The sequence below is a fragment of the Pseudomonas sp. P1_F7 genome (genome assembly GCF_056405655.1).
Genome location: NZ_JBFUBR010000068.1, coordinates 1 through 749, shown reverse-complemented (window position 1 = coordinate 749; position 749 = coordinate 1). Strand labels below are relative to the sequence as shown.

Genomic DNA, 749 nt, shown 5'->3' with positions numbered 1-749 from the left:
GCCAAGGTCACAGTTACTGGCGAGCCAGTCACAGCGGCACCAACGGTGGCGGTGTAGGTGACGGTGCCACCCTCGGCCGCGGTTTCAGTCGCGCTGAGCTTCACGGTAGTGGTGTCGATGGTGTCGGTCACTTCCGTCACCGCTGGAGCGTTGCTCGGCACCAGGTTCTCGAAGTCGCCGCCGGTGGCGGTGGAAATGCTGACTTCGACTTTGCCAGCATCTTTGTACACGTCATCGGATGGCGCCGCAACGCTTACGGTGCCGGTGGTTTTCCCGGCGTCGATGGTGATCACGGCACCGTTCGACAGGGTCACGGTCACCGGCGAACCGGCGGTGTTGGTCAGGGTCGCGGTGTAGATGATCGAACCACCTTCGGCCACGGAACCGGTCGCGCTCAGCGACAAATTGGTGGTGTCCGGAGTATCGGTGACGGTAGTGCTGACCGGCGTCTTGTCGGCCACCAGATTTTCGTAATTACCGCCGCTGACGTCGGTGATCGAGTTGGTCAGCGGCGCATGGCCAGCCAGCACGTCGTTCGGCGCGGGGGTGGTCACGCTGCCGGTGGTGTGACCGACGTCGATGGTGATGCTCTGGCCGTTGGCCARGGTCACAGTTACTGGCGAGCCAGTCACAGCGGCACCAACGGTGGCGGTGTAGGTGACGGTGCCACCCTCGGCCGCGGTTTCAGTCGCGSTRAGCTTCACGGTAGTGGTGTCGATGGTGTCGGTCACTTCCGTGGTCACTTCCGT

The 749-nt window shown here is 63.3% G+C and carries 1 protein-coding gene; it reads right to left on the bottom strand.

Annotated elements, in window-relative coordinates:
• A partial coding sequence (locus tag AC1D1M_RS31405) for an immunoglobulin-like domain-containing protein (RefSeq protein ID WP_477778690.1) occupies nucleotides 1-749 on the bottom strand: 749 nt, incomplete at both ends.